Here is a 26462-nt window from a genome sequence, read left to right as displayed (position 1 = left end):
TAACATGTGACTCTTCTGTTTGGACGTGATCAGGGGACAACATACTTTTCCGAAGGGTGGTTAACGGATGGATATGAATCAGGTTTTTCTGGAGACAGCGGAGAAGCAATTTCTGTATTACAAGCAGCTCGGGGAAAAAGCCATGGCACAACTGGAGTCCGAGCAATTGTTTCAATCCTGGAATGAAGACGCGAACAGCATTGCGGTTATCGTAAAACATCTATGGGGCAATATGCTGTCCCGTTGGACGGATGTACTGACAACAGATGGTGAGAAACCCTGGCGTGAACGAGATGCTGAATTCGTGAATGATATTACATCCCGGGAAGAGTTGCTCGCTAAATGGGAAGAAGGCTGGACATGCCTACTCGAAGCCATTCGTTCGTTTACCCCGGAACAATTGTCTCATATCATATACATTCGCAATGAAGGACACACCATCATGGAGGCAATTATTCGGCAATTGGCGCATTATCCGTACCATGTCGGGCAGATTGTATTTGCCGCGAAAATGCTTAAAGAAACAGCTTGGGACAGTCTCTCGATTCCGAGAAACGGGTCTGCTCAATATAATGGCGACAAATTTGCCAAGCCGAAGGCACGCAAACATTTTACAGAAGATGAACTTCATATAGAAAAAGGTGAGGAACAACAATGACTCAAATTGCATTGATTCGCCATGGAAGTACAGCGTGGAATAAGGAAAAACGTTCGCAGGGACAGACGGATAATCCGCTGGATCAGGAAGGAAGGGAACAGGCGGTTTTACTTGCTGCGCGACTAGCCGAAGAATCCTGGGATGCCATCTATGCAAGTGACTTGGAGCGCGCAAGTGAGACGGCTCGCATCATTGGTGATCGCTTGGGCATTCAGGAGGTTCATCTGGACCCTAGACTTCGCGAGATGGGCGGAGGACAGGTCGAAGGAACGACGGAAGAGGAACGTATAGCCAAGTGGGGAGCGGATTGGAGTACCCTGGATCTGGGACGGGAGCTTGCAGATGCAGGGACTGTTCGAGGCAGTGCGGTGCTTGAGGATATTGTACAGCAGCACCCTGATGGAAGAGTGATCGTTGTCAGTCACGGGGCCGTTCTGCGGAATACACTGAGAGGTCTGGTGCCTGAACTGGATATCAGCGTGAAACTGTCCAACACATCCATTACCCGGATCGCCAAGAATGAGAATGCGTGGCAATGCGAACTGTACAATTGCAGCGTGCATTTGGATTCGTCCAGGGAGTCTTAATAGATGGATGCTCTGACGTTAAAACAAAAATTACAGCATATTCAGTCGTCTAATCATTCCATTGATCACGAGGAACAGCCTTACGAATTGACACTGCATATGATGAAGCATATTGGTAGTACTGACCCTGTCCTGCGGGATGAATTGATCTATGTTACGTTTGCAACCTGGATTGGACAGGGTGTATTTTCGGAAGATCAGCTAAGGCATGTATTACAGTTGGCGCTGGACGATCAGCACCTGTTCTATGGGATCGGAGAGCAGGGAACGGATAGTGTGTTTACGCGGACGTTCTCCGTATTGTTACTGCCTCCAATTCTGAATGTGGATCGTCAGCGACCTTTCCTGGACAAAGAGGATATCGCAGGGATTCATCATCGGTTGACTACATATCTGAAACGTGAAAAAGATGTTCGCGGCTACGCCGATAATAAGGGCTGGGCGCATGCCCCTGCACACGCGGCGGATGCGGTTGAAGACTTGGCACAATCGCCTTATCTGGAGCGAACGGATCTGCTGGAACTTCTGCATGCACTCGCTGTAAAAATAACGGAATCAAGTGTGGTTTACATCCATGATGAAGATCAGCGAATAGCGCATGCCGTAATTACCATTCTGCGTCGCAATCTGCTGGAGCAAAAGGATATTACGTTGTGGATCGATTCTCTTCATCAAGGAGATCAGGCGGTGAACAGATCACTTCTGGAAACCAGTTATAGGAAACTGAATGTGCGTCTGTTTTTGCAGACACTGTATCTTGCGATACGTACAGAAGAAGATGAGCCGTTTCCGGCGGTTCGTTCACTGGTACTGCAGGCACTGGAGAGAGATAAATAACGATACGCTAAACGTCGTGGATAAAGGGGGAGATGGCGCATGACCGAATTGACGTATGCATGGACGGAGGAGATCTTATCTCCGCTGGGTGAGGCAGCCGTGATCATTGATTGCGGAGATCAATTGTCTGACGCTGTGCAGCGCAGAGTGATGTCTGTATGTGCTTTGCTGGAAAAAAGCACTCTGTCAGCCATGATCGAATGGGTGCCTTCATATACGTCCGTTACAGTATTTTATGATCCGTTCATCTCCCCGTACCCCGAGTTATGCCGTATTCTGCTTCAGCAGTTGAATCAAATGAAGGAATCCGTCCAAGACAAACCCAGAACGGTCACGATTCCCGTATGTTATGGTGGCGAGTGGGGGCCTGATCTGGACTACGTTGCCAGTGAACATGGACTGACCGCAGAGGACGTTATTGCGATTCATACATCCGGGGATTATCTCGTACATATGATAGGATTCGCACCGGGTTTTCCGTATCTCGGCGGGTTGTCTGAACAGATTGCTACGCCCAGACGTGCAACGCCAAGGCTTCGGGTTGAGGCTGGCACAGTAGGTATTGGTGGCAAACAGACGGGAATCTATCCATTGGACACACCCGGAGGATGGCAATGTATTGGACGAACGCCACTCCGGTTGTTTCGGCCGGAAGAGAGCGTACCGAGTTTGCTGGCAGCAGGTGATCGGGTTCGATTTGAACAGATTACGATGCAGGACTATCTGGCGTTGAAGCGGAAGGAGGGCGAACGATGAGTATCGAAGTGATTCGCCCTGGTCTGTTATCTACCGTTCAGGATGAAGGCAGAACCGGGTATCGTCGGTATGGTATTCATCCTGGCGGGGTCATGGACACCTTTGCAGCCAGAGCAGCCAATATGCTTGTGGGCAACTCCCGACATGCGGCAGTGCTGGAGATGACGATGACGGGGCCGGAGCTTCGATTTCAGGAGAGCCAGCTAGTCTCATTATGTGGAGCCGATCTGACGGCAACGGTGGATCATCTGCCTGTACCTTTGTGGCGTCCTGTGCTGGTGCGGGCTGGAAGTGTACTGAAGTTTGGTCAATGTCGTCATGGTTTGTGTGGATATCTGGCGATTGCGGGTGGAATAGCTGTGCCTGAAGTGATGGGCAGTCGAAGTACAGACCTCAAGACAGATCTTGGCGGTGTGGATGGGCGAGCCTTGCGCGTGGGGGATCTGTTATCCAATGGTGAACCTTCTGCCGAAGCGCGAGTATGGATGCAGCGTATGGAGCAGCAGGTAAAGGAGAGTGAGCAGGACCACCGAATGTTGGCGCCTGCGTGGCTTTTATCTGAACGTGAAAGACCTGACTATTATGGGCAACCTGTTATTCGTGTGATGGAGAGCAAAGATAGTTCGCTGTTCAGCCAAGAAAGTCTTGGACAATTCTATGCCGAAAAATACGTGATTTCTTCGCAATCCGATCGGATGGGCTATCGCTTACAGGGCTCCAGACTGGAGCTGGATCAGCCCCTGGATCGGTTGTCTGAAGCCGTTACCTATGGCACGGTGCAGGTGCCACCTGATGGTCAGCCCATCATCTTGATGGCGGACCATCAGACGATTGGAGGTTATCCTGTCATTGCACAGGTAGCTCGGGTGGATATGCCAATCCTGGCTCAGGCTAGGCCAGGAACTCGAATTTCTTTTAAGAAAATTACGCATGATCAAGCCGGACAGTTGTATATGGAACAGGAAATCAATATGCAGCTCATGGATAAGCTGATAAGCAGAAGAATGGCAGAAATGGGGGGCGCTAAATGAATACCTCGAAAACCTTGGATATCAATTGTGATCTGGGCGAAAGTTATGGTATATATCGCACGCTGTCGGACGAAGCCATTCTACCCTTGATTACATCAGCCAATATTGCCTGCGGATTTCATGCAGGGGACCCGGCTACAATGCGGCTGACGGTGGAGAGGGCATTGGAGCATCAGGTTGCAATTGGAGCCCACCCCGGGTTGCCGGATTTGCAAGGGTTTGGCAGAAGACGTATGGAGATTACGCCACGGGAAGCATATGACATGGTGGTGTATCAGATCGGTGCACTGGATGCATTTGTCCGGGTAAGTGGAGGGCGAATGCATCACGTCAAACCGCACGGTGCTTTATACAATATGGCCGCAGAAGATACGGAGCTTGCTGAAGCCATTGTGGAGGCGATCTATCAAGTACAACCTGATCTATATTTGTATGGTCTGGCGGGCAGTAAGCTGATTCACGCTGCGGATCGCATCGGTCTGCGCAGTGTGAGCGAGGTGTTTGCGGATCGAACCTATGGGACGTACGGACAGTTAACTCCTCGCAGTCAAGCTGGAGCCCTCATTGAAGAATCGGGACAAGCCATTGCTCAAGTGCTTCGGATGGTGAAAGACGGCGTGGTTGTATCCACGGATGATACGCTGGTTCCCATTAAGGCAGAGACGGTCTGTATCCACGGTGACGGAGTGAACGCTCTCGCATTTGCGCAAGAGATTCGTCACGTCTTGGAATCGGAAGGCATTAGGTTATCTGCGCATACCACGGGATGATACGCATGTTCAGCAGAACAACAGTAGTATCAGGTTGTTCGGATTGAACTTTGAAATTTTGGAATGACAAGGAGTGAATGAACAGAATGAAACCCATACGCAACTCGGCGAAAGCTGTCATTGTGCAGGATGGACGATTGCTGGTCATCCGGCTGGAAGACCAATATGGTACCGCTTATGTGTTCCCGGGTGGAGGACAGGAGAAAGGTGAAGAACTCAAGGATGCGGTCGCGCGCGAATGTCTGGAGGAAATTGGTCAGGCTGTGAACGTGGGAGAGCTGTTACATATCCGGGAGTATATCGGAAAAAATCATGAATTCGCCGATTGGGATGCAGACATCCACCAGGTTGAATTTTATTTTGCGTGCAGCCTGATAGATCCGGAGGCAACCGTTTATGAAGGCTCCAATCCAGACGACCACCAAGTCGCTGTGGAATGGATTGCACTTGAAGAGCTGTCCCAGATTCGTTTATATCCAAAAACCATTGGTGAGCTGCTGCTTAAATCGGATTCTTCATCAATCTATCTTGGAGATTTGAATTGAAATGATCCTAGGAACGATATGAGATAATCCCTTTATGTAAATATTTTTATAAAGAACTTTTCCAATTTTGTCACGTTGGCGTATCGGTTCATGGATTCACCATAGGTGAGGTGGGTACACTATAAGTACAGGCTTATTACACCTAACGTAAGTTGACTGTACTTATACACGGCGACGGAGCGGATAAAACCTAAAGAAACGAAACCTGCAAAGTTAAGTACAGGTTTCTGTTTGAACTTTAGCTTAACCACTCCTCAAATTGGGAGAACAGTAGACGTAGTGGAGGGGACGGAATCGATTCTGAGGAAGCGAAGTGTCTGCTTGTATCCTTGATTTTCACTTGCATATCCATTGAATTAAACATTTACACGATAACGGAGAGGACAGAAGAAACCTGAAAAAGCGAAGCGGTCGCCTTTATCACCGGATTTTTCCCTTGAGAAAAGGGAATCAAAAAAAATCTGGGGATAACAGCGATTGGAAGGTTATTCTGTCATCGTAGTGTCAGTGTAAATCGTCTTTAATCCAACGTATACGATGAAGAGATCAGGATCATCGTGAGATAACAGCGATCCAAAGAAAACGATCCGCACCCGCAACGGCCTACATAGTCCTTCCAATATCCCCCAAACCGAAAGGAGCACTTCCCATGAACCAGACTGAATTGGAACAAAACATTGTAAAAGCATTGGAAAACAACCCTTTTTGCAGCTTCTCCACTGTGGAGAATGGTAAACCAAAATCCCGCTATATGGCGCTTTTCAACGATGGACTGAACATTCATCTGGCAACGAACCGCCGTACACACAAAGTAGAGGAACTGGAGAATAATCCGAATGTTAGCCTGCTACTGGGTTATGAGGCTGGTGGTTCCAAGGAAGTAGTTGAGATCGAAGGGACCTGTGAAGTGACGAAGAACGAAGGCTTGCGTGAGCAAGTGTGGAACGACGAACTGAAGGCGTGGTTCGATGGACCTAATGATCCAAACTATGTCATTCTGGACATCACCCCGACTCGTATTGAATATACAGGGAAAGATCATGAACATCATGTGTGGGAACAATAATCCAAATATGAACATAACCTCTGCAAAGTAGCGTCCTTATGCGAAAATACCCGCAGAGTTTAATCCAACCGTGAAAGCCATGAAGGTTTCACGGTTTTTGTTATGGATGAATAACGCTTAATTGGTTATACATGTAAGACACATGTAATATACGTATTTTAGAGATAATAAGTACGATATACCTACTAAAATGTTGAAAAAATTGTCGAAATCACGCATGATAATGTAAACTTGCCTAGGTATGTGCGGTTAATGTAAAAAATAATGCTTTTCAATGGCTGAACATTGCGTTATGATTTGGAATGTAAACGACAAGCACAGACATAAATAGATGTTCATGTGAGATAAACTTACCTGAAATTCCGATGCATGTCATCAGAGCGTCAGTACGCACAACCCATGAAATCTATCTTTTTTCTGCGCTCTTCGTTTGCCCATTAATGCATGATTCAATGTACATAACCGGGAGGGGTTATTTTGAAAACGAGTAAAAAAGTATTATCAAGCCTGACTGCCGCTTTGGTTGCATTAAACGTGCTTGCGGTGTTTCCGGTACCTGTATCGGCTGCGGATGCTGCCAAAGTTAAACTGCGGATCATGGAGACAACAGATATTCATGACAATCTGATTAACTACGATTATTATTCCGACAAAGAGACAGACCAGTATGGACTCGCCAAAACAGCTACACTGATCAAAAAAGCGCGTGATGAAGCCAAGAACAGCTTACTTTTCGACAATGGTGATCTGATTCAGGGTAACCCGCTGGGAGACTATGTTGCAAAGATTGATCCACTGAAAAAGGGTGAGACTCACCCTGTATATAAAGCGATGAATCTGCTCGATTATGATGCAGGTAACATCGGTAACCATGAGTTCAACTATGGTCTGGACTTCCTGGACATGACGCTGGAGGGAGCAAACTTCCCTTACATTAATGCCAATGTTTATGTAGACGATGGTGATGATGATGAGACAAATGACAAGAATTACTTCACACCGTATGAGATTTTGGATAAAAAAGTAACGGATGAGACTGGCAAGGAACATACGATCAAAGTGGGTGTGATCGGATTTGTACCGCCTCAAATCATGCAGTGGGATAGCGCTAACCTTGAAGGTAAAGTAATCGCCAAGGATATTATTGCTACCGCGAAAAAATTCATTCCAAAAATGAAAGCCGAAGGTGCCGACATTGTTGTAGCCATCCCTCACTCCGGATTTGAGGATATTCCTCAAACGGATCTGATGGAGAACTCCGTACTGTACCTGAGCCAGGTAGAAGGCATTAATGCTATTCTGTTTGGACATGCTCACAAAGTATTCCCAAGTGCTGATTTTGCTGGAAAAAAAGGGGTAGACCTTGAGAAAGGTACAATTAATGGCGTTCCTGCTGTAGAGCCAGGGTTCTGGGGTGATCATCTTGGTATCATCGACCTGGATCTGGAGCTGGTTGATGGCAAATGGAAAGTGGTTGATTCCAAAACGGAAGCACGCCCAATCTATGACACAGCCAACAAAAAGCCATTGGTAGATGCGGATCAGGACATCATTGATGCGGTTCATGAAGAGCATGAAGGTACATTGGAGTATGTTCGTGGTCCGGTGGGCGAAACGACTGCACCTATCAACAGCTTCTTCGCTCTGGTGCAGGATGATCCATCCATCCAGATCGTAACGAATGCACAGAAATGGTATGTCGAAAAACATATGCAAGGTACGGAATATGAGAAAATCCCTGTATTGTCCGCAGGTGCACCATTCAAAGCCGGTGGACGTTCAGGCGCTTCGTATTACACGAATATTCCTAAAGGCACCATTGCGATCAAAAACGTTGCTGACCTGTACGTATATCCAAATACGGTACATGCTGTAATGGTTAACGGCGCAGAACTGAAAGAATGGCTGGAATGGTCTGCAGGCCAGTTCAACCAGATCGACCCGGCTAAAGGTGGACAACAACAACTGATCAACAACGACTTCCCAACGTACAACTTCGATGTTATCGATGGTGTAACGTATCAGATTGATGTGACCCAACCAGCCAAATACGATAGCAAAGCTACGATTGTTAATGCATCCGCAAGCCGGATCAAGGACCTGAGCTTTAACGGCAAACCGGTTGATCCAGCACAAAAATTCATTGTAGCGACAAATAACTACCGTGCTTCTTCATCCAAACTGGCTAACCCGGACGGCAAACGGATCGTTCTGGCTGCACCGGATGAGAACCGTCAAGTGATCATCGACTACATCCGTGAGAATAAAACGATTAATCCGGCAGCGGACGGCAACTGGTCTCTGGCACCAATCAAACCATCTGCTGGGTTAACCGCAGCAGCACTTAACGACCTTGAAGTGGTATTCGCATCTTCCCCGGATGCCAAAAATCTGGTAGAAGCGAACCCGGCGATGTCTTTCATTGGTACAAATGATGATGGTTTTGCTGAATACGGCATGAAATTGACTGGAGAAGCAACAACAACACCGAAACCAGGTACGGAGCCTGCTCCTACGCCTACAAAGCCAACTAAACCTACGGAGCCGACTACTCCAACCAAACCAACGACCAAGCCACAGCCTGAGAAACCAGCGGGCGGCAAAGTGGTATATGTGGTGAAAAAAGGGGATAACTTGTACCGTATCGGCTTAAAATATGGTGTGGACTGGCGCAAGCTTGCGACAGCTAACAAAATCTCAAATGTGCATAACCTGAAAGTTGGACAGAAGATCGTGATTCCCGCATCTTAAAGTTTAATAAGCTGAGGAGGAGACCGACAGTCATCAGACTGTCGGTCTTTTTTTCTGTAAATTTGAATATATTTGTTCCAAGAATCGTCATACAGGAAGTCATCAAAACAGTAGAGATTAATTTTAAGACCCATGATATAATATTTACAAACTTTGGGTATATACAAGTGAACATTAATGGACATGGAATCTAAATTGGCAAGGGGGGTCCTACATGAATTGCAGTGGCTGCAGTCCAATCTATCCTATAGAGGGCCAAGGTACCTTGTACTTGCGTCCCATTTCCCCCGCTTTGCTGGAAGCGCTACAAACGCCGGGAAGACTTATCGAGACGTCGGATGACATGATGTGGATGCATTTTTCGAATCTGGAGACGGTTCAGAGCTTAATAGAACAGATCGGCGAAATTGATCCGACATTACGTGATTCCCTAACTGTTCAGATTATGCCTATTTACGAACAGGCTAATGAAGAAAGCTGGATTAGTCTAACCATGCAGGAGTCCCGTTTCAAACATGCGGAGCTTGTTTCCATTATTCTGGAGCATCAATTCAGCAGTCATATGCAACCCATCGTTGATGCATCGGAGCAGATTATCGGATATGAGTTTTTGCTTCGTCCTGCTGAGAATGGAAAATCCTTCAGTTCCTATGAATTATTTGAAGTTGCGCGTGAGACCGGACTACATTCTTTTCTGGATCGATTGGCGCGTATTACTGCTATTGAGACCAGTGCCCTTTTTCTGCCGCATGGTGTCAAACGCTTCGTAAATTTCCTGCCTTCCTCCATATATAAACCCGAATATTGTCTGACACATACGTTTGAAGCGATTGAACGTCTTTCGCTTGACCCTAAAGATTTTGTGTTTGAAGTCGTGGAAACAGAGCAGATTCAGCATATGCCCATCTTGCAGCAAATATTTGAGGTATATCGTTCCCGTGGAATGTCGGTTGCACTGGATGATGTGGGTGCCGGATATTCGACAATAGAGTTGATGAATAGGTTAGAACCGGATTTTGTCAAAATAGATCGAAGTCTTATTGACCGATGTGATCAGGATTCGACCAAACAACAGCAAATTCTTCATATTGTTGAGATGTCGAGTCGATTTGGAGGGCAAGTCCTTGCCGAGGGGATCGAACGAATGGAAGAGTTTGAATTCTGTCGTTCCATAGGTATTGAGCTTGCCCAGGGCTACTATTTTGGTAAACCCTCGGCACAACCGCCAGGCGGTCCGTACTGCAATACTTCATCTAATTTATGTAATAATTAGTAACCTGTAGCTTGTACAAGTCGCTTCTGATCAGAGGTGGCTTGTTTGGCGTGCCTGCACATTTTTCTCTCAAATAAATACCCTCATTTAGCCGATATATAAGATAAGCCTTTTAGATTGATCCATACATACAAAGAAAGAGGGCATTTTTACATTTTGAGGGGGAGAAAGACATGAGTGAAACTCAGGATAATAAACCAATGAAAGCAGCGAAACCTGCCAAACCAAAACATAATCAAAATAAAAAGAAGAAAAAGAAAGGTTTCGTCTGGAATATAAGGAACAAACTATTGGTCTCCTTCCTGGCAGTTCTGCTCCTGCCAAGCTTGGCGATCGGCTTGATCACACTGACGATGGCTGAAGATGGCGTACAAGGACAATTAGTGGATAGTGCCATGCAAAGTGTGAGCACTGCCAATACCATTGTAGAAAGTCAAGTGAATAACAAGATTCATGACATTAACTATTTCGCGGATGCCCTTGATCCGAGCCTGATCAAAGGGGAGAACGATAGTACAGAGCTTCAGTTAAAGCTGGAGCAATATCTGGGCTTGCATCCCGATGCCATGAACATTTTTGTGGGAACAACGGATGGAGTCATGGTTCGAGGTAAAGCAACAGCAAGCAGTACGCGTGGAGATGCATATGATCCTAGGGAGCGGGAGTGGTACAAACTAGCGATGGAAAAGCCGGGTACAGCCGTCGTATCAGCTGTGTCTGTTAATACCGATGGCGTTGCCGTTGTATTTATCTCCAAAACATTAAAAGACCAATCCGGTGTTGTCGGTTTGTCTATGGATCTAACAGATCTGCAAGAGCAGGCATCCATTAAGGTGGGCAAAGAAGGTTACGTCATTATAATGGATGCAAACAAAAACTATGTCGTATCCCCTGTAGCAGATGCAGGTACGCCGGAAACGAGTGGCTTGCTGGATGAGATGTATGAAGGTCCAGAAGGTCAATTCGATTATGTGTTCAACGATCAGCCGAAGATGATGATTTTTTCAACAAATGAAGCAACAGGCTGGAAAATTGCCGGCGCGATGTCCAAGAGTGAAATAACCAATGCGAGTAAGGATATTCGCATGGCCACATTTATTGTTATTCTGGCGGCTACGTTCCTTACGCTCCTCTTTATTATCTGGTTTACACGCTCCATGCTGCGTCCAATTAAACGATTGCAGGAATCAGCCAGAGCTGTAAGTAAAGGTGACTTGACCGTGAAAATGGAAACAGGACGTAAAGATGAAGTCGGAGAACTGGCGAAGTATTTTGAACGTATGGTCGATAATCTGCGGATGATGATTCTTGGTGTACAAGAAACGACAGAGCAGGTGTCTGCTTCTTCTCAAGAGTTGTCTGCCAGTGCAGAACAAACCACCAAAGCGATTGAACATTCAACACAGGCCATTCAGGAACTGGCTGAAGGTGCAGAGCAGCAGGTAAACAGCGTGAAAGACGGATCGGGACAGATGAGCCGAATGGCAGAAGATGTTCGAATGATGTCGGAGCGTGTGCAATCGATTACGGCGAATATGCGGAATACGTCCGGAGCGGCTTCTTCTGGGAATGAGGCAGCAGGACAGGCTGTGGAGCAGATGAACAGTATCCAGGAAACGGTGGAGCAGCTGGGAACGGTGGTTCAATCTCTGAATGCCCGTTCCGTTGAGATTGGTAGCATGGTTGATGTCATTGCATCCATCTCCAAACAAACGAACTTGCTCGCATTAAATGCTTCTATTGAAGCGGCAAGAGCGGGGGATGCGGGTCGTGGGTTTGCAGTTGTAGCCGGTGAGGTACGCAAACTGGCAGAAGAATCCGGAAGTTCGGCAGCGCAGATTGGTGAGGTGGTTCATAATATCCGTCAGGACATGGATGCCGCTCTAATCGCCATGAATGCGGCTCAGACTCGGGTAGGAGAAGGAATTCAGGCTGTGAATACGTCAGGACAATCCTTTGCTCAGATTCGGGAGGCGGTGGAAGATGCTGTTCATACATTGGATGACTTGTCCGCAACAACGAAGCAACTGGAGAGTGGTGCATCCCACGTTGCCAAGGCGATGAGTGATATTTCGAATGTGACCCAGGAATCGGCTGCGAATACAGAATCCGTGTCTGCATCTTCGCAAGAACAACTGGCATCGGTAGAAGAGATCGCATCATCATCGGCACATTTGAATAGCATGGCGGAACAATTACAAGGATTGCTTGGCATGTTCAAGATGGTGGAGGATACACCGAAGGATAAGGGCAAAGAATAAAATCTAACATTGGAACGCCATAATTTACCACACTCTTTATAATAGAAGAAAATAAAGATAGACATTGCTCCTGTAGCCCTGTATAAATATATCGTCTGGTTATTCTGCGCGTATAGCGGTGTAATCTTACAAAACAAGATCGAATTAACGAAATAATATATGGATACAGGGTACAGCAGGAGGCTCTATGGTATACGTAGCAATACTGATTTTTGTAGTGACGATCACCTTGGTGATCTGGCAACCTCGTGGGTTGGGTATCGGTTGGACTGCCTCGGGCGGGGCATTGCTTGCCCTGCTATGTGGAGTTGTCAGCTTAAACGATGCCTCGGATGTGGCATCTATTGTATGGAATGCAACACTGGCCTTTGTTGGCATTATTATGATTTCTCTCATCCTCGACGAGACGGGTTTCTTCGAATGGGCTGCCCTTCATATGGCAAGGCTGGCTGGAGGAGACGGTCGCAGACTGTTCTTCTACTCCATTCTGCTGGGAGCCGCTGTGTCTGCTCTGTTCGCGAATGATGGTGCGGCGCTCATTCTGACGCCAATTGTGCTGGCGATGGTGCGTGCATTGAAGTTTGATGAGCGCATGGTGTTGGCTTTTGTGATGGCGAGTGGATTTATCGCCGATACCACGTCGTTACCGTTAGTCGTCAGCAATCTGGTTAACATTGTGTCAGCCGATTTCTTTGGTATTACATTTGTGGAGTATGCTGTACGCATGGTCGTGCCCAATCTGTTCTCAATCGTAGCGAGTACGGGGATGTTGTTTTTGTTCTATCGCAAAAGCATACCCCTTCGCTACGACATCTCCGCGGCACGTGACCCGAAGGAAGCGATACGTGATCCACGGATGTTCCGAATCGCCTGGTTCATGCTTGGGCTGTTATTGGTTGCCTATGTCTCCAGTGAGTTTCTGCCGATTCCCGTGTCGGTTATCGTTGGCTCCGTTGCGCTGCTGTTCGCTTTATTGGCACGCAAGAGCGAGGCTGTTGATCTGAAGCGGGTAATTAAGGAAGCGCCATGGTCGATTGTGGTGTTCTCGGTGGGCATGTACATCGTCGTATATGGACTGCGTAATGCAGGGTTAACGGATCATCTGAGTCGCTGGCTGGATGCCATAGCAGAGCATGGTCTGCTGGCTGCTTCGCTCGGGATGGGCATCATCGCTGCTGTATTATCATCGGTGATGAACAACCTGCCGACCGTGTTGATTAACCTGCTAGCCATTCAGGGCGCACATACCGAAGGTATTATTCAGGAAGCATTGATCTATGCCAATGTCATTGGTTCCGACCTGGGTCCCAAAATGACCCCGATTGGATCACTTGCCACATTGCTGTGGCTGCACGTGTTATCCCGCAAAGGTGTGAAGATTACATGGGGGTATTATTTCAAAGCAGGCATTATCCTGACCATTCCAACCTTGTTAATTACGCTAGCCGGGTTGGCGTTGTGGTTATGGATTCTGGGTTAGAAAAATTAGCTTGTATGTTAGAAGTATCTGATTCTTTCAATGTATTGTAAAAGACTGCTCTCTTCGCTGCCTCGCCGCTGGTGCTATGCACTGGCGGCGGGGCAGTTTCTTTGTTTTTCTTCTGTTTCTTCTATAGAAGAAATGAAAATTTTCTATCTCTATTAAGTACCTAAACCAATTACATAAGGCCAGCCTACTATAGGGCTGGCCATTTTTTACTACTTCTCAGGCTGAAGATTGAAATGCCTGAGATTCAACGAGCGCTGACACAGTGCAGGGAACTGAACGATTGTGTGTCGTTTTCACCTGTAAGAAAAGAATAACTTTTTCCTTGGTCTTAATGCGTAGATAAAACCACGATCGTAGTGAAGGGGACGGAATCGATTCTGAAGAAGCGAAGCGTTCGCCTTTGTCTCCTAATTACAACAATTAAAATTATTGATCAAAGAAATTTGGAGACAACAGCGATCAGAAGAACGATCCGTAACCGGAACGGCCACTTATGGTATTAGCTACTTCATATATCTATAAGTAAATTTTTTTCATGGAAATTTGGACACAATACGGATTTACATTGAATCCGTTCCCGAAGTGACCACTTCAGCGCAATTTCTCTCAGATAAATTTCAATATACAGCCGATATTTTTAACATTGCGTTTACAAAACACTGATTTTAAGATGACATACCGAAACTACAATGAGTAAAGAGTTGATGGTGAACAAACAAATTCACAAAACGCCATCACTACATTGGGGGAGGAAAACAAAACATGTTTAAAAAGTTGCCGTTTATTTTGATGACCTTAACGTTCGTACTGGTGCTCGCTGCATGCGGATCGAAAAATGACGCGGGTACAGAGGGTGCTGCAAGCAATGGATCAGGGGAAGCTGCTGCTGAGCTTAGCGGTAACATTCTGGCAGTCGGATCAACAGCATTGTTACCTCTGGTAGAACAAGCTGGACAGAAATTTATGGCAGTTGATGAATATAAGAACGTAACGGTTCAAGTTCAAGGTGGCGGTAGTGGTACTGGCTTGACGCAAGTATCTGACGGACAAGCTACAATCGGTAACTCTGATGTATTTGCAGAAGAGAAGCTGGAGGACGAAGCCAAAGTAAAAGAACTGGTTGACCATCAAGTAGCCGTAGTAGCTATGGCTCCAGTTAGCAACAAAGATGCAGGTGTAGAAGATTTGACTAAGCAACAACTGGTTGACATTTTCTCCGGTAAAGTGAAGAACTGGAAAGACGTTGGTGGCGCGGATAAAGCAATTGTTATTGTAAACCGTCCAAGTAGTTCCGGTACTCGTGCAACTTTCGAGAAGTATGCATTGGGTGCAAAAATGGATGATATCCAAGGTTCGATTCAAGAAGATTCTTCTGGTAACGTAAAAAAATTGGTAGCTGAAACGCCAGGTGCTATTGGTTACCTCGCCCTGTCTTACTTGGATGATAGCTTGCAAGTATTGAAGTACGAAGGTGTAGAAGCAACAGTTGAGAACGTGGAAGCAGGAACGTATCCAGTGTGGGCTTACGAGCACATGTACACAAAAGGTGAGCCGGATGCAGCAACAAAAGCTTTCCTGGACTACATCCTGAGTGACGAAATTCAACAAAACGACGTGACAGAACTTGGATACATTCCAATGTCAGGTATGAAAGTAAAACGCGATGCAGCAGGTAATGTGGTTCAATAATCTTTGAACTTGCGCATACAGCGAAAGAGGCGGACTTAGGTCCCGCCTCTTTACGCGGTTTGCTCTGAAATAATCCCATATTTTGCATTAATTCTACTATAGAAGGATGGTTGTTATGGAACAGACCGAAGGGGGAACGGTAATGAATAACAAGTTGAAACCGCGCCGGCCCTTAAAAGAGAAACATTATTGGGAAGAGTGGACGGGACGGATCTATACGTCGATTTGTGTCGTTTTCCTGATCGTTGTCATGTTTTCCATTGTTTATTTTGTAGCGTCCAAGGGACTGTCCACATTTTTCCAAAACGGAATAAGCATAAGCGAATTCCTTGGTGGAAAGACGTGGAATCCAACCGGAGAACCTGCATTCTACGGGGCATTACCGTTCATTACAGGTTCTTTCATTACAACCTTGCTTGCAGCATTGATCGCTAGTCCACTTGGCCTGTGTGCAGCACTCTTCATGACAGAGATTGTACCGGGTAAAGGGAAAAAAATATTGCAACCGGCCATTGAGCTCTTGTCTGGAATTCCGTCTGTTGTGTACGGATTTATCGGTCTGAGTGTCATCGTACCTTTGCTGCGCAGTATCTTTGGTGGAACAGGCGTCGGGATTGCAGCCGGATGTCTTGTTCTGGCGGTAATGATTCTTCCTACGGTAACAAGTATTATGGCAGATGCGTTGTCTGCTTTGCCAAAAGGATTGCGTGAATCCTCGTACGCACTGGGTGCCACTCGCTGGCAAACCATCTACCGTGTCATCATTCCTACGACTTTGCCAGCTTTGTTGACAGGTGTCGTTTTGGGTATGGCTCGTGCTTTTGGTGAGGCCCTTGCTGTGCAGATGGTTATCGGTAATGCACCGCATGTTCCAACATCCTTGCTCGAATCGGCTTCAACATTAACAAGTGTAATTACACTCAGCATGGGTAACACCACGATGGGTTCTGTTCATAACAATGCACTGTGGAGTATGGCGCTTGTCCTGCTGGTGATGACATTTGTCTTCGTCATTCTGGTTCGCCTGCTTGAAAGGAGGAACCGGGTATGAAAATGAAGGCAAAGACGGTAGATAAAATTGCAACATCCGTTATCGTTGTATTGGCCCTGTTCATTGTTATTATATTGCTCGGTCTGCTTGGCTTCATCATGTATAGAGGAATTGGACATATTAGCTGGAACTTCCTGACGAGTGCACCCCAGTTGCTTAAGGGTGGCGGCGGGATTGGTCCACAGCTCTTTAACTCCGTATTCTTGCTTGTCCTGACATTGATTGTGACCATCCCACTCGGATGGGGCGGTGGAATTTACATGGCTGAATACGCCAAACCAGGCAAGATCACCAGCTTCATTCGTCTGGTCGTTGAAGTGTTGTCATCATTCCCTTCCATCGTTATCGGTTTGTTTGGTCTCTTATTGCTTGTAAATCAATTTGGTCTTGGTTTCTCCCTGATCTCGGGTGCCTTGGCTCTGGCGATCTTTAACTTGCCACTGATGGTACGGACAACGGAGCAGGCCTTCCGGGCTGTTCCGAAGGAACAGAAGGAAGCGGGTCTTGCACTTGGACTGTCCAAGTGGAAGATTATCACTTCCATTCTGCTGCCTGTGGCATTGCCGAGTTTGATTACGGGTACGATTCTGGCATCGGGCCGGATCTTTGGTGAGGCGGCAGCGTTGATGTTCACCGCAGGTATGAGTAGTCCACCACTGGACTTTACAGATTGGAATCCGACGAGTCCAAGATCACCGCTTAATCCGTTCCGTCCGGCAGAGACACTTGCTGTCCATATCTGGAAAGTGAACAGTGAAGGCATTGGGCCAGATTCCAAAGAGGTGGCAGCAGGTGCATCAGCTGTGCTTGTCATTCTCGTGCTGGCGTTCAATCTAAGTGCGCGCTGGATCGGTCGGGTTGTATTCCGCCGCATGACAGCTTCGAAATAAGGAGGAACCAACATGGCCATACCTTTTGGTACGGAACAGTTAAGCATATATTATGGACATTTTCAGGCGGTCAAGCAGATCAGTCTTACATTTCCCGAAGCGAGCGTAACGGCGCTCATCGGGCCGTCTGGCTGCGGTAAATCCACGTTCCTCCGGTCGCTTAACCGAATGAACGACGAGATCGCCGGTTCCCGCACAGAGGGACATATCTGGATGGACGGTAACGATCTGAATGAGCCTGGAACCGATGTAATCAAGCTTCGCCAGAAGATTGGCATGGTGTGGCAGAAGCCAAATCCTTTTCATAAGTCCATCTACAACAATATCGCGTTTGGCCCCCGCTACCGTGGTACAAAGAGTAAGAAGGCACTGGATGAGATTGTGGAAAAAAGCTTGCGTCGTGCTGCGCTCTGGGACGAAGTGAAAGACAGGCTGAATGAATCAGCCCTGTCTCTCTCAGGTGGACAACAGCAGCGTTTATGTATCGCCCGCGCCCTGTCTGTTGATCCGCAGATTCTGCTGCTCGATGAGCCTGCATCTGCACTTGACCCGGTATCCACGGGTAAAGTTGAAGAATTGATTACCGAGCTCAAGAAGGAGCTGCGGATTGTTATTGTTACCCATAACATGCAGCAGGCGGCACGCATCTCGGATTATACAGCTTATTTCTATCTGGGAAGCATGATTGAGCACGGGGACACAGAGCATATTTTCACGAACCCGGACAATCGTCTGACGCAAGAATACATTATGGGTCGTTTCGGTTAATTGGATTATGGAGTGTCACATAGAGCAACAGACAGAGAGATTGAGAAATAAATAGAGACAAAAGAAAGCACAATGCCTGGACGGTTGTTCGGGGGTTGTGCTTTTTAAATTTCATTTCGGAAGAATTTGCTGTATGCAAAGCAATCATGCTACGATATTTAGTATTAAGAGAACGTTTACATTACTTTGAAGGAGATGTTGATAATCACTACGGATCAGATGTCTTACGACCATATGGCAGCTCAGATTATACAGAACTACACTATTGAGAAACCTGTCGTTTCATATATTCGTCATAATGAGAATCTGACGTATCATGTCGTTGATGAAGCAAGCGGGCAGAAGTATCTGCTACGTATCCATCAAGCCGCATATGCAAGTATGACAGGTATTCAGCATACGCCTCCTGCGCTGGAGGCAGAGATGAACCTGCTTCATGAGTTAAATGCAACGACAGCATTACGCGTACAGCATCCGGTACGCAATGTATCAGGAGATTGGGTCACGTTATGGACAAGTGAAGCAGGTAAAGAGATCTGCTGTACAGTTCTGGAGTGGATTGAGGGAAGGGACATCCAGCAGGGAGAACGCCTGACAACAGAACAGATCTATGATCTTGGGGCACAACTGCAGATGCTTCATCAATATGGGCGTGAGCAGAATCAGACAGATCAAACAAAGGTGCGGCCGGCATATGGCAACATTCATGAGAACTTGGTCATGCTAGGGCAGCTAGAGGAAGGCGTCCGACTGGGGATTTTTACAACGGAAGACTTCGATCTGCTTCGTGAGACGTTTGAGAACATTAATGAGCAGCTAGAAACATACCCGCAGCACGCAGGGACATGGGGGATCATTCATGGGGATATTACTCGCAACAATCTGCTGATAACGGATCAGGGGATGTCCTTGATTGATTTTTGCCTACACGGTTATGGTTATTATCTTTTCGATGCCGGAGGGGCAGCACTTATGTTCAATCGGGAGGAACGTGACATATTCTTATCAGGTTATACCAAACAGATCGCGCCACTGACGGATCGTGATATCCGATTAATGGAAGGATTCATGTTGATCTTTACACTGGGTTATTATGCCTTTCAGATGGCGAATGAGTCGAGACACGAATGGATGAAAGACCGCATGCCGAAGTTATGCAGCAAGTATTGCAGACCCTATGTACAGAACGAGAGTATCTTCTACGAACTGTGAATTAGGGTGTGCAGATCAGGAAGGGCTACGAACAGTGTGGTTCAAATATTATGGTTGCCTGAATACCCGAACAGTTTCGTGGACAATATCATAAATAGTAGTAAGCACATCTTTGATTGAAGGAAAATGAAATAATATGTTTAAAATATCCTTTTATCGTATTAATGTGATGAAAGCTGACAAAATATTCTGGTTTTCATCGGTTCAATAGGAAATCAAGGAAATACATCCAAAGAAATCGTTAAGTTTGTTGACACTGATCTTCCGGTCGATTAATCTTAATGAAGAAGAAATGAACGATTTCCATTACTGTTCTGACATACGCTCAGAATGGTTCCATACAGCGGATGATAACGAGCGGGAGAGACCTGAGTTAGCCGAGCAATGGCTAGTGTTCAGGCACCGAAGGAGCAAGCTGCTGCGCACCCGGCGCAGCGGTTAATCTCTCAGGTAAATGTACCATCGTTGGACGCAACTCTGGAGAGTGCGCGAACTGCGCCACCCAAGGGGTATATGATCAGTTAGTCCGGTGACTTGTCTGTAATCGCAGGCAATGCACCTTGTCGTGAGACACTGCTGATCGTGAAACTCTCAGGTATCGAGGACAGAGAGAGGGCCTGAGGCCTTCTTCTGTCCTTTTTTGATGTCATCATTCAGTAATAAAGGAACATTATGGCATGGGATCTGGATGGAAATGACGAACACAATTGGAGGGTTACAAGGTGCGATTTAAAGATGTTTTCTCAATTATTGGTCCGTCGATGACGGGGCCTTCAAGTTCACATACAGCTGGAGCAGCAAGGCTCGGAAGAATCGCTCGTCAGTGGCTAGGTTGTACGCCCGATCGTGCCCGGTTGACACTATACGGTTCATTTGCTGATACGTATCAGGGGCACGGAACAGATCTGGCACTGATCGGCGGTCTGCTGGATTATGTCACAGACGATCCGCGTATTCCGGATGCAGAGCAATACGCAGAGGAAGCGGGCATGGAAGTCGAGTTTTATACAAGCGGCCTGCCTGCTCCTCATCCCAATACGGTCAAAATTGAGTTGTGGCATGAAGGGCGTACCTGTTCCTTAATCGGTGCTTCTATTGGTGGTGGTAGTGTATCGGTGCATGCGATGAATGATTTTCGTGTCCAGATTAGTGGTGAGTTTCCGACACTTGTGCTGCGGCATGCGGACAAAGCGGGAGTGCTTGCCTCGGTAACGTCCACGATCAGTTCATCCGAGGTTAACATCGGGTATATGCAGGTGGATCGGAAAGCCCGTGATGGCGAAGCGCTTACTGCGATGGAGATGGACGGCGTGCCGAATCCTGATATGCTCAAGCGTCTGAAGGAGCTGGATCATGTACTGGACATTCGTGTCATCGATTTGAAGAGAGGAGTTGATTCGGATGCGATTTAAACATTTACACGAACTGAATACGATCTGTACAGCGGAATCCAAAACGATTGCTCAACTGATGATCGAGGAGCAGGTTCAGGAGACCAATACACCGGAAGCGGATGTTGTGAAGCAGATGTCTGAATATTATCAGGTGATGAAGGAAGCGGTACGTAAAGGGTTAACGGAAGATACCACTTCACGCAGTGGATTAACGGGTGGAGACGGTAAAAGAATGGCCGAGTACATTCGCAAGGGTGAAACTTGCTCAGGAGATGCTTCCGCACTTGCCATGGCGTATGCCCTGTGTGTATCTGAAGTAAATGCCTCCATGGGCCGGATTGTGGCAACACCAACAGCCGGTTCCTGCGGCATCATCCCCGGTGTTTTTATTAGCTCACAGGAGCGATTTGGCTGGACGGACGAACATTTGGTGAATGGGTTGTTCTGCGCGGGAGCGATCGGTTATGTTATTGCCAACAATTCATTTATCTCCGGTGCGGAAGGTGGCTGTCAGGCAGAAGTGGGTTCCGCGATCGGCATGGCTGCGGGTGCCATGGTTGAACTGCGTGGAGGTACACCGGAACAGGTCGTTCATGCCGTAGGCTTGGCGTTAAAAAATACACTGGGCCTTATCTGCGATCCGGTCGCAGGCCTCGTTGAGATTCCATGCATCGTCCGTAACGGACTGGGTGCAGTTACGGCGCTGGCTGCGGCTGATATGGCCCTGGCCGGAGTGCGTAGTGCTATTCCGTCAGATGAAGTCATCGACGTTATGCTGGAAGTAGGCAGTGCGATGCCGAGCCGTCACCGGGAGACAGCCCAAGGCGGGTTGGCTCAGACGCCAACTGGCCGTAAAATGATGCAGAAGCTGGCAAAACCGAAGGCCAAGCGTGCAGAGCCGGAGATGGAGTCGAAGACAGTGGATTCTGACACAACTACAAGTGGGGCGGACAATGCTCAAGTGGACACGGACCCTCAGGTTTAAGCTGAACTGGGACTACCGGGATATCATCAGTGACATTATTATGTATAATGGCGAATACAAAACAAGCGTCCGCGAACCCGAATCCGGGTTCTGCAGGACGCTTGTTTTATACTGTCAAATGAAGCGAAGCTGGGCTACTAATATGTGACTTCAGATGTATGTGTAATCTGATCTAGTCCTTGCTCACAGACGTACTCAGTACGGCATATCCATACGCGGGCAATTCAATGGCAAGCACGCCGTCATCCTTGGCGGTACGATGGTTTCCGCCGAATAACTCGGTCCATTCCTCGTCACCAGCCTCCAGCTCGACAATAGCCGTCTCTTCGGATCGATTGAACAGGACCAGAATGCGTTCCTCCTCATTTTGCCGCTCAAATACCAGTTGGCTGCCATCGGTACGAGCCTGCAGGAAACGAACGGTGCCTTCTGCACGCAGGGCAGGATGAGCATGACGCAGGGAGATCAGTTTTTGATAAAAGTCAAGCAACTCACGGTCCTGCTTCGCTTCATCCCATTCCATGCATTTACGGCATCCCGGATCATGTTCGCCGTCCATTCCAATCTCGTCTCCGTAATAGATGCACGGAGCGCCCATGTAACTGAACTGGAATAATGCAGCCAGCTTCATCTTGCGCTGGTCTCCTTCACACAGCGTGAGCAGTCGCGGGGTATCGTGACTGTCCAGCAAGTTAAACGCCACTTCGCTGGCCTGAAGCGGATAACGGGATAATTGCCGACCGATGGAGTTCGCGAACTGTTCGGCATGCATTGTATTTTTCACAAAGAAAGCATTCACGGCATCGGTAAACGGATAGTTCATGGACGCATCGAACTGGTCGCCTTGCAGCCAGGAGGAAGACTCGTTCCATACTTCGCCCAGAATGTAGGCATCCGGATTAGCGGCTTTGACTACACGGCGGAAATCACGCCAGAATGCATCATCCACTTCATCTGCCACATCCAGTCGCCATCCGTCTGCACCCACTTCCTTGATCCAGTACTCAGCAACCTCCAGCAGATAGGCTTTAACCTCGGCATTCTCCGTATTCAGCTTTGGCATGTGCGCTTCGAATCCGAAGGTCTCATAAGTAGGAATGCCATCCTTCACGTCCAGCGGGTATTCGTGTACATGGAACCAGTCCTTGTATTTGGATTGTTCTCCGTTCTTCTGCACATCTACAAACGGCGCAAATGTCTTCCCGGAATGGTTGAACACAGCATCCAGAAGTACACGAATTCCGCGTGCGTGGCACAGCTCGACCAGTCGTTTCACGGTATCTGCGTCACCAAAGTGCCGGTCTACCCGCAGGTAGTCTTCAGTATCGTATTTGTGATTGGTGGTGGCTTCAAAAATGGGTGTGAAGTAGATCGCATTAATGCCAAGATCGCTGATGTAATCCAGATGGTCGATCACGCCCTGAAGGTCACCGCCGAAGAAATTGAAAGGCGTCGGCTCACCGCCCCATGGCTCCACCTTTTCCGGACTAATATCCGGGTTGCCGTTGGCGAATCGTTCAGGGAAAATCTGATAGAACACCGCATCCTTAACCCATGCAGGGGGTGTGAATACAGCTCCGGCATGAATATAAGGGAACTGGAACATACGACCTGGATCGTCCGGTTCTTCTTCCTGGAAGTCTGTCTCGGTCATCCAGATCTGTTCGTCTCCGTTTTTGAGCAGAAAAGAGTACTTCAGTCGGTGGTAGGGAGGTTTTACCTCACCCTCGTAGTAATCGAACATGGAGTCAGAGGTGAACTTGGTTAAGGGAACCAGCGCTTTGGTTGCATCCCACGCATATTTATCCCCGGTCAGGGCATGTACCTCAGTCAGATCATTCTTTTTGGCACGCAAACGCAGATGGATTGTATCTTGGTCATAGGCATAGGCCCAGTTTCGTTTCGGTTGATGATAGATGGCTTCCAGCAGCATAATGAATTTCCTCCCGTCAGGTGTAGGTATAATATGTACTTGGTAGATTTGATTGATATAACATTCCCCACGTTAATGGATAAGCTATAATTAGAATGTGTGGTAACGTAAAGGAATTCAATATGGTTTCAACAAGATATGAATCCAGCTGTTATAGACAGCTTTTATCAGGATGATGCTCAGATATATCATTAACCCAATGGGGGCAGAAAGGAAACGAATATTCGAATGAAAACCAAACTGTTATATATTGAAGATGATACGGAAATTGCAACTTGGGTCAGAGCCGATCTGGAGGAGCGCGGTTATGAGGTGGTATGGCTCGGCAGTGGTGAAGGTGCAGCGGAGGCTGCTGTCGGTTGCTCACTCATTATTCTGGATGTCATGCTGCCCGGGTTGGATGGATTTACGGTGGGTCAGCGACTGAAAAAAGAGCATCCCGCCGTGCCCATTGTCATGCTCTCGGCCAGAACGTCCATTGACGACAAGTTGCATGGTCTCGATTTTGCCGATGACTATGTGACCAAACCATTTCACCCCGATGAACTGGCTGCCCGGATTGAGGTCCAACTGCGTAAAGCGGGAACTGCGGTCTCATCGGATACAGCTCTGAAGCTGGATCACCTCTCCATCTATGAGAAGGATAACCGCATCGTCAATGAGGAGACGGGGGATGAGATTGTTTTATCGGGAAAACAGTTCCACATCTTCGCTTACCTGCTACGACATATGGGCATGATTCGAACCAAAGAGCAGATCTATGAAGCCGTCTGGAACGAGCCCTATCTGGATGGAGACAAGACTCTGATGGTACATATTCGACATCTACGCGAGAAGCTGGAGCTTGACCCGGCCAATCCGGTAGTTATTCAGACAGTCCGCGGTGTGGGATATCGCGTGAAGAAGCCATGATCCGGCGGTTCCAAGAACGGAAGACCATGAAGGCAGAACGGAAGGGAGAACGAAGCATGGCTCAAAAGCAGTCCGGGCGGCGAAAGCTACGCTTTGGGCGGTCCTTGATGTCCAGATATATCATCCTGATTCTAGCGGCCGTATTATTCGTGCCTGTCGTTCTTCCGATCATATCCGTTATATATATTGTTGTAGTGAATAACACGGACACGAATATGAACCGCGCCGCGCCTTACGGTGATGTTACCCGGATCAGTAACCTCTGGTCACGTGAAGCGAAGAACCTGGATGGTGCTTCGGATGAAGAGATTAAGGCCCGGTTGGAGCAATTACATGGCTCGTATCCCAAATCTTCCATGTATCGTGTGAATGTGAGCGGTGAGACCCTCTTTATTCTTGGGGGTGAAGATGTAACGCTTCTGAAATCCACGTCGCCGGATGGCAGGACAGACACGACATTGAGATGGTCACTGGATTCCGGGCAAACGACAGAGACTCATATTCCAGCCTTATGGAATGTAAACAATACGGTGCAATTCATGAAAGAAGCTTCCTTTCGCGATCCACTGACCGTAGTTGCATATATTGGCGGAGATGAGCAGGACAATGGACAGGGATTCATGATCATTGAAGTGCCGCGGTCCCTTCTGCAAATGAATCAGAGTAACTGGCCGATGGAACTCTTGTATCTTGGTATCGTAATGACCCTCATCTTTCTGATCTTCATCATTATGTCGATTCTCTTCTTCGCACGCATTCGCAAACGACTTATACGTTTGCAGACGGCCATGATGACCACCGGCAAGGAAGGCCTCCCGCTTCCGGTAGATATCCGCCGGTCAGACGAGATTGGTCAACTGGAAGAATCCTTTAATCAGATGGTGCATCAACTGTCCGACAGCCGTCACCGTGAACGCGAGGAGGAACAATTGCGCAAGCGTCTCATTGCGGGGCTTTCCCACGATCTGCGTACCCCGCTAACGGTGATTCGTGGACATATGCATGCTTTGCACAAGGAAGAGCTGAGCGAGCAAGGTGACCGTTCATTACATCGCATGGAAGCAAAGATGGAGGACCTCGGCGGGCTCATTGACAACATGTTGTCCTATAATTTGCTCACGAGTGGGAAATATACACTGAAGCTGGAAGAGAAAGATATACTGCGGATCGTCAGGGAAACGGCTGCCGCCTGGTACCCGGTCTGGGAGAAAGAGCAATTTGATATTGATATTGACCTGCCAGAGGAACCGCTGATTTGGCATATGGATGAACAGGGCATGCGCCGTATTCTTGATAATTTGTTCCAAAACGTGATACGTCATGCCGCCAGCGGGAAATATATTGGTATATCAACTCAGGAGATTCAGGGTGAGACGGCCATCGTTATTCAGGATCGGGGTCCGGGAATGCAACCGAATTCCGACACAAAAGGCACAGGTCTAGGCTTATCCATTGTAGACCTGTTGATTCGTGAGATGGGTCTGCGCAAGCGGGTAGACAGTTCCGATACGGGTGTCCAGACATATATCTACAGTGGTAAGGGAAACAGGGAAACAACAAACCGCTGAAATAGCTTTTTTAAACTAAACTTAAACTAGAGACTA

Annotated in this window: 22 protein-coding genes and 2 riboswitches; of the genes, 21 read left to right on the top strand and 1 reads right to left on the bottom strand. The window is 47.5% G+C overall.

The genetic code is table 11. From position 1 onward, the window contains the following. The first annotated feature begins 67 nt into the window (after positions 1-67). From J2X75_RS22380 to sdaAA, 19 genes are all read left to right on the top strand, one after another. A complete protein-coding gene (locus J2X75_RS22380; protein ID WP_124117971.1) occupies positions 68-658 on the top strand; it encodes a DUF1572 family protein in 591 nt (196 codons plus the stop codon). Further along, a complete protein-coding gene (locus tag J2X75_RS22375) occupies positions 655-1245 on the top strand; it encodes a histidine phosphatase family protein (RefSeq protein ID WP_124117969.1) in 591 nt (196 codons plus the stop codon). Before J2X75_RS22380 ends, J2X75_RS22375 begins: the two co-directional genes overlap by 4 nt. A gap of 3 nt (positions 1246-1248) precedes the next feature. Then, complete coding sequence (locus J2X75_RS22370; RefSeq protein WP_310340174.1) at positions 1249-2082, top strand: DUF2785 domain-containing protein; 834 nt, start codon at positions 1249-1251, stop codon at positions 2080-2082. A 39-nt stretch (positions 2083-2121) separates the two neighbouring features. Next, positions 2122-2838: a 5-oxoprolinase subunit PxpB gene (pxpB, locus tag J2X75_RS22365; protein ID WP_310340172.1), complete on the top strand. Its 717-nt coding sequence runs from the start codon at positions 2122-2124 to the stop codon at positions 2836-2838. Further along, positions 2835-3869 (top strand): 5-oxoprolinase subunit C family protein, encoded by a 1035-nt coding sequence (locus J2X75_RS22360; protein ID WP_310340170.1) that lies wholly within the window; start codon positions 2835-2837, stop codon positions 3867-3869. Before pxpB ends, J2X75_RS22360 begins: the two co-directional genes overlap by 4 nt. After that, positions 3866-4639, top strand: coding sequence for a LamB/YcsF family protein (locus J2X75_RS22355; protein WP_310340168.1), 774 nt, complete (start codon positions 3866-3868; stop codon positions 4637-4639). Before J2X75_RS22360 ends, J2X75_RS22355 begins: the two co-directional genes overlap by 4 nt. 86 nt (positions 4640-4725) lie before the next feature. Further along, positions 4726-5184: an NUDIX domain-containing protein gene (locus tag J2X75_RS22350; protein ID WP_310340166.1), complete on the top strand. Its 459-nt coding sequence runs from the start codon at positions 4726-4728 to the stop codon at positions 5182-5184. A gap of 649 nt (positions 5185-5833) precedes the next feature. Then, positions 5834-6250, top strand: a complete 417-nt coding sequence (locus J2X75_RS22345) for a pyridoxamine 5'-phosphate oxidase family protein (protein WP_074093246.1) — start codon at positions 5834-5836, stop codon at positions 6248-6250. Positions 6251-6727: 477 nt separating this feature from the next. Next, positions 6728-9001 (top strand): bifunctional 2',3'-cyclic-nucleotide 2'-phosphodiesterase/3'-nucleotidase, encoded by a 2274-nt coding sequence (locus J2X75_RS22340; protein WP_307540309.1) that lies wholly within the window; start codon positions 6728-6730, stop codon positions 8999-9001. A gap of 214 nt (positions 9002-9215) precedes the next feature. Next, positions 9216-10274 (top strand): EAL domain-containing protein, encoded by a 1059-nt coding sequence (locus tag J2X75_RS22335; protein WP_310340163.1) that lies wholly within the window; start codon positions 9216-9218, stop codon positions 10272-10274. A 173-nt stretch (positions 10275-10447) separates the two neighbouring features. After that, positions 10448-12535, top strand: coding sequence for a methyl-accepting chemotaxis protein (locus J2X75_RS22330; protein WP_310340160.1), 2088 nt, complete (start codon positions 10448-10450; stop codon positions 12533-12535). 187 nt (positions 12536-12722) lie between these two features. Next, positions 12723-14015 (top strand): arsenic transporter, encoded by a 1293-nt coding sequence (locus J2X75_RS22325; RefSeq protein WP_310340157.1) that lies wholly within the window; start codon positions 12723-12725, stop codon positions 14013-14015. Positions 14016-14786: 771 nt separating this feature from the next. Further along, on the top strand, positions 14787-15713 hold the full coding sequence (locus J2X75_RS22320) for a phosphate ABC transporter substrate-binding protein (RefSeq protein WP_253429468.1): 927 nt from the start codon (positions 14787-14789) through the stop codon (positions 15711-15713). 115 nt (positions 15714-15828) lie between these two features. Then, the gene (pstC, locus tag J2X75_RS22315) at positions 15829-16764 is read left to right on the top strand and encodes a phosphate ABC transporter permease subunit PstC (protein ID WP_017690972.1); all 936 of its coding nucleotides are present in this window, start codon (positions 15829-15831) and stop codon (positions 16762-16764) included. A gap of 2 nt (positions 16765-16766) precedes the next feature. After that, complete coding sequence (pstA, locus tag J2X75_RS22310) at positions 16767-17654, top strand: phosphate ABC transporter permease PstA (protein WP_091018663.1); 888 nt, start codon at positions 16767-16769, stop codon at positions 17652-17654. A gap of 12 nt (positions 17655-17666) precedes the next feature. Further along, on the top strand, positions 17667-18422 hold the full coding sequence (pstB, locus tag J2X75_RS22305) for a phosphate ABC transporter ATP-binding protein PstB (protein WP_253429470.1): 756 nt from the start codon (positions 17667-17669) through the stop codon (positions 18420-18422). A gap of 195 nt (positions 18423-18617) precedes the next feature. After that, positions 18618-19634 (top strand): phosphotransferase enzyme family protein, encoded by a 1017-nt coding sequence (locus tag J2X75_RS22300; protein WP_310340153.1) that lies wholly within the window; start codon positions 18618-18620, stop codon positions 19632-19634. A 348-nt stretch (positions 19635-19982) separates the two neighbouring features. Continuing rightward, a riboswitch (glycine riboswitch) is annotated at positions 19983-20105 on the top strand. A 4-nt stretch (positions 20106-20109) separates the two neighbouring features. Continuing rightward, a riboswitch (glycine riboswitch) is annotated at positions 20110-20244 on the top strand. A gap of 112 nt (positions 20245-20356) precedes the next feature. After that, positions 20357-21046, top strand: coding sequence for an L-serine ammonia-lyase, iron-sulfur-dependent subunit beta (gene sdaAB / locus J2X75_RS22295; protein WP_310340151.1), 690 nt, complete (start codon positions 20357-20359; stop codon positions 21044-21046). Then, positions 21036-22013, top strand: a complete 978-nt coding sequence (gene sdaAA / locus J2X75_RS22290) for an L-serine ammonia-lyase, iron-sulfur-dependent, subunit alpha (RefSeq protein ID WP_310340149.1) — start codon at positions 21036-21038, stop codon at positions 22011-22013. Before sdaAB ends, sdaAA begins: the two co-directional genes overlap by 11 nt. Before the next feature lie 172 nt (positions 22014-22185). On the opposite strand, the gene J2X75_RS22285 is transcribed toward sdaAA, so the two are convergent. Further along, positions 22186-23946 carry an alpha-glycosidase gene (locus tag J2X75_RS22285; RefSeq protein ID WP_310340147.1) on the bottom strand — a complete coding sequence of 587 codons (1761 nt, stop codon included), beginning with the start codon at positions 23944-23946 and terminating at the stop codon, positions 22186-22188. Between the two features lie 228 nt (positions 23947-24174). Between J2X75_RS22285 and J2X75_RS22280 the strand changes: the two genes are divergently transcribed. Next, positions 24175-24858, top strand: coding sequence for a response regulator transcription factor (locus J2X75_RS22280; protein WP_253429484.1), 684 nt, complete (start codon positions 24175-24177; stop codon positions 24856-24858). A 56-nt stretch (positions 24859-24914) separates the two neighbouring features. Beyond that, complete coding sequence (locus tag J2X75_RS22275; RefSeq protein ID WP_310340143.1) at positions 24915-26426, top strand: HAMP domain-containing sensor histidine kinase; 1512 nt, start codon at positions 24915-24917, stop codon at positions 26424-26426. Positions 26427-26462: the final 36 nt, after the last annotated feature.

The sequence above is a fragment of the Paenibacillus sp. 2003 genome, from assembly GCF_031455635.1.
Taxonomy (GTDB): domain Bacteria; phylum Bacillota; class Bacilli; order Paenibacillales; family Paenibacillaceae; genus Paenibacillus; species Paenibacillus amylolyticus_B.
Note: the sequence above shows the minus strand (reverse complement) of the source record. Positions and strands in the feature narration are given on the sequence as shown.